The 8,471-nt window shown below is 63.4% G+C and carries 6 protein-coding genes and 1 tRNA gene; 5 read left to right on the forward strand and 2 right to left on the reverse strand.

The window, feature by feature from the left end; all coding sequences use genetic code 11:
* Positions 1 to 134 precede the first annotated feature (134 nt).
* The 4 genes from ACTNBU_RS08490 to ACTNBU_RS08505 all read left to right on the forward strand — a co-directional run bounded on the left by ACTNBU_RS08490 (position 135) and on the right by ACTNBU_RS08505 (position 4,795).
* Entirely contained in the window at positions 135 to 1,133 is a 999-nt protein-coding gene (locus tag ACTNBU_RS08490) for a helix-turn-helix transcriptional regulator (RefSeq protein ID WP_441032792.1), read from the forward strand.
* A gap of 68 nt (positions 1,134 to 1,201) precedes the next feature.
* The gene (locus tag ACTNBU_RS08495; protein ID WP_441032795.1) at positions 1,202 to 2,161 is read left to right on the forward strand and encodes a tRNA dihydrouridine synthase; all 960 of its coding nucleotides are present in this window, start codon (positions 1,202 to 1,204) and stop codon (positions 2,159 to 2,161) included.
* Positions 2,162 to 2,289: 128 nt separating this feature from the next.
* Entirely contained in the window at positions 2,290 to 3,633 is a 1,344-nt protein-coding gene (locus ACTNBU_RS08500) for a sodium-dependent transporter (protein WP_441032798.1), read from the forward strand.
* 217 nt (positions 3,634 to 3,850) lie between these two features.
* Complete coding sequence (locus ACTNBU_RS08505) at positions 3,851 to 4,795, forward strand: hypothetical protein (protein ID WP_441032801.1); 945 nt, start codon at positions 3,851 to 3,853, stop codon at positions 4,793 to 4,795.
* A gap of 843 nt (positions 4,796 to 5,638) precedes the next feature.
* On the opposite strand, the gene fumC is transcribed toward ACTNBU_RS08505, so the two are convergent.
* Positions 5,639 to 6,997 (reverse strand): class II fumarate hydratase, encoded by a 1,359-nt coding sequence (fumC, locus tag ACTNBU_RS08510; RefSeq protein ID WP_441032804.1) that lies wholly within the window; start codon positions 6,995 to 6,997, stop codon positions 5,639 to 5,641.
* A gap of 430 nt (positions 6,998 to 7,427) precedes the next feature.
* Here fumC and ACTNBU_RS08515 point away from each other — a divergent pair.
* Positions 7,428 to 7,516 (forward strand) — tRNA-Ser (locus ACTNBU_RS08515).
* Between the two features lie 46 nt (positions 7,517 to 7,562).
* On the opposite strand, the gene ACTNBU_RS08520 is transcribed toward ACTNBU_RS08515, so the two are convergent.
* Positions 7,563 to 8,354, reverse strand: coding sequence for a tyrosine-type recombinase/integrase (locus ACTNBU_RS08520; RefSeq protein WP_441032807.1), 792 nt, complete (start codon positions 8,352 to 8,354; stop codon positions 7,563 to 7,565).
* Between the last annotated feature and the right edge of the window lie 117 nt (positions 8,355 to 8,471).

Consider the following 8,471-nt stretch of genomic DNA (forward strand, 5'->3'; position numbering starts at 1 on the left):
CAGTGTACGGCAAAACGAAAAAAAAGGCAAGTCTGAATCGCGTCCTCCCCTGTTTCAAAATTTCCGGCCAGGACTTGCGCCCTCCCTGTCCCATGGGATACAATGGGGACACCATTTGCAGAGGAGGCGGAGCCATGTCGTCCATGGGCGGGAACCGGGTGGTGCCCTTTCAGGTGCTGAAGACCCTGGAGCGGTACGCCAGCGAGGAACACCCCCTGTCCAATCTCCAGGTCATCGCCAAAATCCAGCAGGACCAGCGGGTGACCCTGGCCCGGAACACCGTGGCCGCATCGGTGGAGCTGCTGGAGTCCCTGGGCTACGTGGAGCGGGGGCCCAAGGGCTCCTGGCCGGTGCGGCTGTTCGACGAGACGGAGCTGCGGGTGCTCATCGACGGCGTCATGGCCTCCAAGTACCTGCCTCCGGCGGACGCCAAGTATCTGGTGGGCAAGCTGATGGAGCTGGGCAGCGAGGGCTTCGCCCGGCGGGTGAAGCACGTCCACATGGCGGACCAGTGGGTCCATCAGGGCAACGTGGAGTTCCTGCGGAACATCGAGCAGCTGGAGGACGCCATTGAGGGCCATAAGAAAGCGTCCTTCTACCGCAACCAGGTCCGGGCCGACGGCTCCCTGGAGCGGGTGGGCGGACTCCACCGGGTGTCCCCCTACGGCATCATCTGCACCAACAGCCAGTACTATCTGGTGTGCCGGAAGGAGGGGGAGGACCACCTCCGCCACTACCGTATCGACCGCCTGACGGACATGGAGCCCCTGCCGGAGACGGCGGAGGACATCCGCCGCCTGCCGGGCTATGAGCAGGGCTTCCATATCGCCGAGTACGCCGCCACTCACAGCATGATGTTCAGCGGCGAGCTGGAGCTCATCGTCCTGCGGATGCCCGCGGAGCTGGCGGGCTACGTCCGGGACACCTTCGGCGCCCGGGCGGAGTTGCGGGAGATCCCCGGCGGACTGGTGGAGGCCCGCATCACCGGCACCGCCCGGAACGTCCGGTTCTTCGCCTTGCAGTACGGCCCCTCCGGGTGCGAGGTGCTGCGTCCGGAGTCCCTCCGACGCCAGCTGCTGGAGGACGCCCGGGCCATCGCCGCCGTTTATGAACCCAAACCCGACGCGCCGTAAGGCCGTCTCCCCTTCATCTATCACAGCCGCCTCCCCGTCCGGATGGCGGCGTCTTTTCGGAGGTTTTCATGCGCATCTATGCCGCCCCGTTGCAGGGCATCACCACCTGTCTGTTCCGCGCCCTCCACGCCCGGATGTTCGGCGGCGTGGACCGGTATTTTGCTCCCTTCCTCTCCCCCGCCCCGGAGCATCTGCTGACGGAGCGGGAGCTGCGGGACCTGTCCCCGGACCGGAACGACCTGTCCCGGACGGTGCCCCAGATCATGACCCGCCGCAGCGCCGACTTCCGGTGGGCAGCGGAGACGCTGTACGGTCTGGGCTACGACGAGGTGAATCTGAACCTGGGCTGTCCCGCAGGCACCGTCACCGCCAAGGGAAAGGGCTCCGGCTTCCTGCTCCACCCCGAGGAGCTGGACGTGTTCCTGAACGACATCTTCGCCGCCCTGCCGGACCGGAGCATTTCCGTCAAGACCCGGCTGGGCTACCGGGAAGCGGCGGAGTTCCCCCGTCTGGCGGAGATCTACAGCCGGTATCCCATCCGGGAGTTGACGGTCCACCCCCGGGTGCGGCAGGACTTCTACAGCGGCACGCCCCGTTGGGACGCGCTGGAGGCGGCGCTGCCGTCCCTGCCCATGCCGGTGTGCTGCAACGGCGATCTGGTGACGGTGCGGGACTGTCGGGCCATCGCCGCCCGGTTCCCCGGTGCCTCCGCCCTGATGCTGGGCCGGGGCCTCATGGCGGACCCAGCCCTGGCCCGGAAGCTCCGGGGCGGCCCGGACGCCAGCCGGGAGGAGCTGGACCGGTTCACCGCCGCCCTGTACGAAGGCTACCAGGAGCTGTACGGCCCCGGCCCCGCGGCCTACCGGATGAAAGAGCTGTGGTACTATCTCATCCATCTGTTTGACGGCGGCGAGAAGATCGCCCGGAAGATGTGCCGGGTGTCCAAGCCCTGGGAGTACGAGACCCTGCGGGCGGAGATCTTCCAGACTCTCCCCCTGTGCCGGGAGCCCGCCGGTTCCCTGGAGTGACGTTCCGCCCCGGAAACACCTCCCGTCGGGGGTTGTGCTTTTCCGGCGGTTCTGGTACAATCGTCTCAGCGCATTTTCCCGTTTCCCTGCGCAACATATCAGCATATTAAGAAGGAGGGCACATCATCATGGCCCACACTCCATCCTCCGCCCGGCGGGACAGCTTCCGCTCCCGGTGGGGCTTTATCCTGGCCTGCATCGGCTCCGCCGTCGGCATGGGCAACATCTGGCTGTTTCCCACCCGCGTCGCCAAATACGGCGGCGCTGCGTTCCTCATTCCGTACCTGCTGTTCGTGGCCCTCATCGGCTCCACCGGCGTCATCGGCGAGATGGCCTTCGGGCGGGCCGCCGGCGCCGGTCCGGCGGACGCCTTCGCCATGGCGTCCCGCCAGCGGTGGGGCACGGAGAAGCCCGGCCGTCTGCTGGGCCTGATCCCGGTGCTGGGCTCCCTGGCTATGGCCATCGGCTACTCTGTGGTGATGGGCTGGATCTTCAAATATGCTTTCGGCGCTCTCACCGGCTCCCTGGGCCGGCTGGACAGTGTGGAGGCCTACGGCGCCCTGTTCGGCCAGACCGCCTCCGCCTGGGGCAACAGCAGCTGGCAGGTACTGGGACTGGCGGCGGCGCTGGCCGTCATGGCCTTCGGCGTGGGCCGGGGCATCGAGAAGGTGAACAAGGTGCTGATGCCCCTGTTCTTCCTGCTGTTCGTGGGACTGGCGGTGTACGTGGCCACCCTCCCCGGTGCGTCCGAGGGCTACCGGTACATCTTCGTGCTGGACCCCAGGGGCCTGCTGGACCCCTTCGTGTGGGTCTACGCTCTGGGTCAGGCCTTCTTCTCCCTGTCCGTGGCAGGCAACGGCACTCTGATCTACGGCTCCTATCTCAGCCGGGAGGAAAATATCCCTGCCTGCGCCCGGACTGTGGCGCTGTTCGACACGGTGGCCGCCCTGCTGGCGGCGCTGGTCATCATCCCCGCCATGGCCACCGCCGGACAGCAGCTGTCCGACAGAGGCCCGGGCCTGATGTTCATTTTCCTGCCCAATCTGTTCCGCTCCATGCCCGGCGGGGCGGTCATCATGATCGTGTTCTTCATCGCGGTGCTGTTCGCCGGTCTGACGTCCCTCATCAACCTGCTGGAGGCCCCCACCGCCACCATCCAGGAGCGGCTCCATCTGGGACGGCCCGCCGCTGTGGGACTGGTGGGCGCCGTGGCCCTGGCTGTGGGCCTGTGCATCCAGGGCATCGTGTCCGGCTGGATGGACGTGTGCTCCATCTACATCTGCCCCATCGGCGCGGCGCTGGCGGGCATCGGCTTCTTCTGGGTCCTCCGGCGGGAGGACTGCCTGGAGCAGGTGAACCTCAGCCGGGAGCGCCCTCTGGGCTTCTGGTTCTATCCCCTGGCGAAATACGGCTTCTGCGGTGTGACGGTGCTGGTGCTCATCGTGGGCGCCGCGTTGGGCGGCATCGGCTGATGCTGCGGTAAGCGCCTCCCGGCGTCCGGGAAGCGCTTCCTTTTTTCTGTCCCGATCCAGTGGTTTGGAAGGAGTGTCTTTGATGGAAAGCGGGAAATCACAGGATATATCAAACAAAAGAACGCATATATTCGTCGATCCGGCCCCCTGGGCGGTGTACGCCAACGGCTCGCTGTGGGGCCATTCGGGCCGGGACCGCCCCGGACGGGAGGTACCCGTGGGGCTGCGCTTCGCCTTTGGCCCGCTGGAGGGCGTTCTCCCGGCGGTGTATCTCTGCGGCGGCGGACTGGTGCTGGACGTGTGCCTGTCCATCTCCGGTGAGGAGGCCGCCGCGTGTATCCGGAAGATTCTGGCGGCGGAGGACCGGGAGCAGCAGTGGAAGATCGCGGAGGACTTCCCTCTGCGGCAGGGCCAGGACCCGGACACCGTGGTGACGCTGAACGGCCATCGACTGCGCCACGCCCACGGCAGCAGAGCGGTGTGGTATCCGGAGCCGCCTGAGGGCGAGGAGAACAGCGCAGCCGCCTGCCGGGCCGCGGCCCACTACGGGCTGGACCCCCGGCGGGCCTGGGTCATCATCCGCTCCTCCTTCCGCTGGCACGGAAAGCGGCGGCCCGCCCGGCTGCGGAGTTTGACCGTCGCCCTGGAGCCGGAGGAACAGGACGTCCCCGGGCCGGAATTTCCGGCGGAGGCCGGGGACCGGGTGGACTTCACAGATCCCGTTACCGGGACGGGCCATGTGCTGACGGTGCTGGATGCGGCATGGGAGCAGCTGGACCTGCCGGAGGGCTTCGGCCGTCCGGGGCTGGAATATCCCCGCTGGTGCCGGACGCTGACCTATACTGTAGAGCCGGAACTGCCGGAGGGCAGCTTCCGCATCCGGGACACGGGCCATGGCGACCGGCCCCGTGGGACGGCCTGTGCAGCCGAGGGCACGGCCTCCATCGGTGTCATCGGCGGCGCCGACGGCCCCACGGCCATCTTCCTATCAGATGAGGCGTCCTCCAACGGCAAGTCCGGCGGTTCCCGGCGGCGGGGCGTCTGTTCGTCTCTGTACTTCGATCCGCCGGAGACGCTGACCTGGCGGCTGTCCTTCCGCCGCCGTCCATGGGACGGCGTGGACCTGGACCTATCCGCCGCGATGAAGGAGGTTTTCCCGTGAGGACGGGGGTTGCGGGGAAGCCCGGCGGCTTTTGAGAGTTTCCTCGCAGAGGCGCGGGAAGATACGGCGAAGGCCGATGGCTTGCGGCTCCGCCGCAGGGCAAAACCCCTTTCTCTTTTTCCAAGGAAAAAGAGAAAGGGGTTTTTGATGGTGTCAAGAGAAAAAGGCTTGGCGGCGGCATTCCGGGCTCCGCCCGGAACGCTCGCAGCGCCTGTTACGGAGGTTTTGGCCTGGTGGTAATCGTGGGCGTTAACTTCTATGTCTGCCCTTGCCGTCAACAAAACTCCAGGTCCCGCCCGGATGCACCGCCCTCCTGTTTTGCTGCCGCACCTTGGCGGTCGCGGGGGATCGGTGGAAGGGGCGCTCCCGGATGCATCCTGCTCCTGTTTTGCTGCCGCAGTCCGGTGGCTGCAGAAGACCGGCAACGGAGGGCGCCAAACTATCCGCAACAACCAAGGTGCGGCAGCGAAAAGAGAAGCTGAGGGTATCCGGAAATACCCCCAGCTTTTTCAGGCTCATATGCGGTTGAATGGGCAAATGCCCACAGGTTTCCATCTGCCAAAACCCCCGTAACAAGGCGGGAAAAGGCATTTCAAACGCAGTTTGAAATGCCGCCGCCAGCGGCGGAAAAAGCGAGCCGGTTTCGAGGAAGCGGCGCGATTGGCGGACCCGAAGGGGCCGGGAATCGCAATGCCGCGACGGTGTGCAAGGGGGCAACGGAGCGGTATTCGGGATGCCCTCCCCCGCAGGGCGTCCCGAATATAGCGCAGTTTGCCCCGACGACGAATGGGGGGCGCAAAGCCGCCGGGCTTCCCCGGCCCCCGCCCCCACGGGACGCCCCGTTTACACCATTTTCTCCGGACGGACAGTCTCGTCGAACTCCTCCGGCGTCAGCAGTCCCAGGGCCGTGACGGCCTCCTTCAGTGTGGTACCGTCGTGGAGGGCCTTCTTGGCGCATTTGGCCGCCGCCTCGTAGCCGATCTTCGGCGTCAGGCAGGTCACCAGCATCAGGGAGTTGTGGAGGTTGTAGGCCATCTTCTCCTCATTGGGCGTGATGCCCTCCACGCAGTGGACCCGGAAGGAATCCATCACGTCCGCCAGCAGACGGGCGGAGGTCAGGAAGTTGTACGCCGACACCGGCAGGAACACGTTCAGCTGGAAATTGCCCTGGCTGGCGGCAAAGCCGATGGCCGCATCGTTGCCCATGACCTGCACCGCCACCATAGTGACGGACTCGCACTGGGTGGGATTCACCTTGCCGGGCATGATGGAGCTGCCCGGCTCGTTCTCCGGGATGTGCAGCTCGCCCATGCCGCACCGGGGGCCGCTGGCCTCCCAGCGGATGTCGTTGGCGATCTTCATGAGATTAGCCGCCAGGGCCTTCAGGGCACCGTGGGCAAACACCAGGGCGTCCTTGCTGGTGAGGGCGTGGAACTTGTTCTCGTCCGGGGTGAAGTCCGCGCCGGTCAGCTGCCGAAGATAGCCGCAGACTGCCTCGTCGTAGCCCTTGGGGGCGTTGAGGCCCGTGCCCACGGCGGTGCCGCCGATGGCCAGACGGTGCAGCTCGTCCAGAGACGCCCGCAGCATCCGGCAGGGGGCCTCTATCAGCTCCCGCCAGCCGGAGACCTCCTGGGCGAACCGCAGGGGCGTGGCGTCCTGAAGATGAGTCCGGCCGATGCGGATCAGGTCGGGATACGCCTTTTCCAGCGTCTCAAAGGCCGCCGCCAGACGCTCCGCCGTCGGCAGCACATCCTGCTCCACCGCCAGCGCCGCCGCAATGTGCAGCGCCGATGGGAAGGTGTCGTTGCTGGACTGAGAGGCGTTGACGTGGTCGTTGGGATGGAGCTTCACGCCCCGGTCCGCCGCCAAATGGGCGATGACCTCGTTGACGTTCATGTTGGTCTGGGTGCCGCTGCCGGTCTGCCAGACCACCAGGGGGAACTCCCCGTCCCACTTGCCGTCCCGGATCTCCTGGCAGACAGCGGAGACGGCCTCCGCCTGCTCCGCCGTCAGCTTGCCGCAGTCCCGGTTGGCCCGGGCGCAGGCGTCCTTCAGGTAGGCAAAGGCGGTGATGATCTCTTTGGGCTGGCGCTGGCCGCCGATCTTGAAATTCTCCAGGCTCCGCTGGGTCTGGGCGCCCCAGTGGCAGTCCGCCGGGACGGCGATCTCGCCCATGGTGTCGTGTTCCATACGGATGTTCATATATGCAGGTCCCTCCATTGCAGATTCGTTGGTATCCAGTGGTTCCCATTATAGCGGCAAGACCGCCGTCTTGCAAGGCAGCGGAAGAAAATTGGATTTTCCGGTTGCTTTTTCCCCGCTCTGTGCGTATAATAGAGACACTGTCCGCTGCAATCCAGGGCGGACGGAATACGGAGCGGTATCGAAGTGGTCGTAACGAGCTTGACTCGAAATCATGTCATTCATTCATAAAAAGTGTATATTTTTAACCTGGAGATGTACCCAAGTGGTTGAAGGGTCCGCACTCGAAATCGTGGTCGCTATCTGGTAGCTCCCTGACCGGAAACCCTTGATTTTACGGGGTTTTTCGGGTGTCTTTAACTGAATATTTTTCTTTGTTCTCCCCATCAGTTCTCCCCGTTTTCTGAGGTGCTGATGTTGAGATAAATACGGAGACGTATCGAAGTGGTCATAACGAGAACGACTCGAAATCGTTTGATCCGCAAGGGTCCGTGGGTTCGAATCCCACCGTCTCCGCCAGAATGTCCGCCAGTAGCCGGTTTTCCCGGCTGCTGGCTTTTCTTTTTTAGTTCGGAGCAAGTCCCAAACCATTGAGCATCGCGTCAGCCGAAGTCAGCTTCGAGCTATAATCCAGATGTGCGTAAATGTTTGCCGTGGTTGAGAAGTCGCTGTGACCAAGCCATTCCTGAATCTGCTTCATGGGAACACCGTTTGCCAGAAGTAACGAGGCACAGCTATGTCTCAAGTCGTGATACCTGATGTGTCTCAGCCCATTTGCCTTGAGCAGCTTCGGAAAACTCTCAGTAACATAGTGGGGCTTAATTAGATCACCAATCTCGTTTACGCAAACATAACCAATGTAGTCCTTGATATAGCTGCGTCCGCACAAACGACGGTTTTCCTGCTGTTCTTCTTTTAGGGCGAGAAGTCTTTCTCTCATGAAAGGAACAAGCGGGAGCGTTCTCATACTCGATTTGGTCTTGGTGGTGTCGGATGCGACCAGAACGCGCTTGCCGTCCAGGTCACAAGAAGTAACTGTGTGACGGATGGTGATCGTGTTCTGCTCAAAGTCAATAGCATCCCATTTCAGACCGATTGCTTCACTCCGGCGCAGACCGTAGAATGCGCCAAACAGAATAGGCAGCTCAAGTTTGCTTCCTTTTGCAGCCTCAAAAAGAGCGTTGACCTCATCGGCATCATAGAAGCTGCCGACATAGCGATCTTTCTTCGGCCGCTCGACCTTGTCAGCCGGGTTTACATCAATCAGGTCAATCTTCACGGCATACTTGAGAGCCTTGTGAATGTTGGCATGATAATGGATGACCGAGGAAGCACTGACGCGCTGGAGTTCCTTCATATAGAACTCCTACAATAATAATTACGGTTTAAGGCGCGGCAGCCAGCCGCGTCTTTTTCCATCTCAAAGCCGAAGCTGTTAGAATGAGAGAGTAAATGGCCTGACAGTTAAGACCTT

This window comes from Dysosmobacter sp. HCP28S3_G4 (assembly GCF_052065175.1).
In the GTDB taxonomy this organism is placed as follows: Bacteria; Bacillota; Clostridia; order Oscillospirales; family Oscillospiraceae; genus Oscillibacter.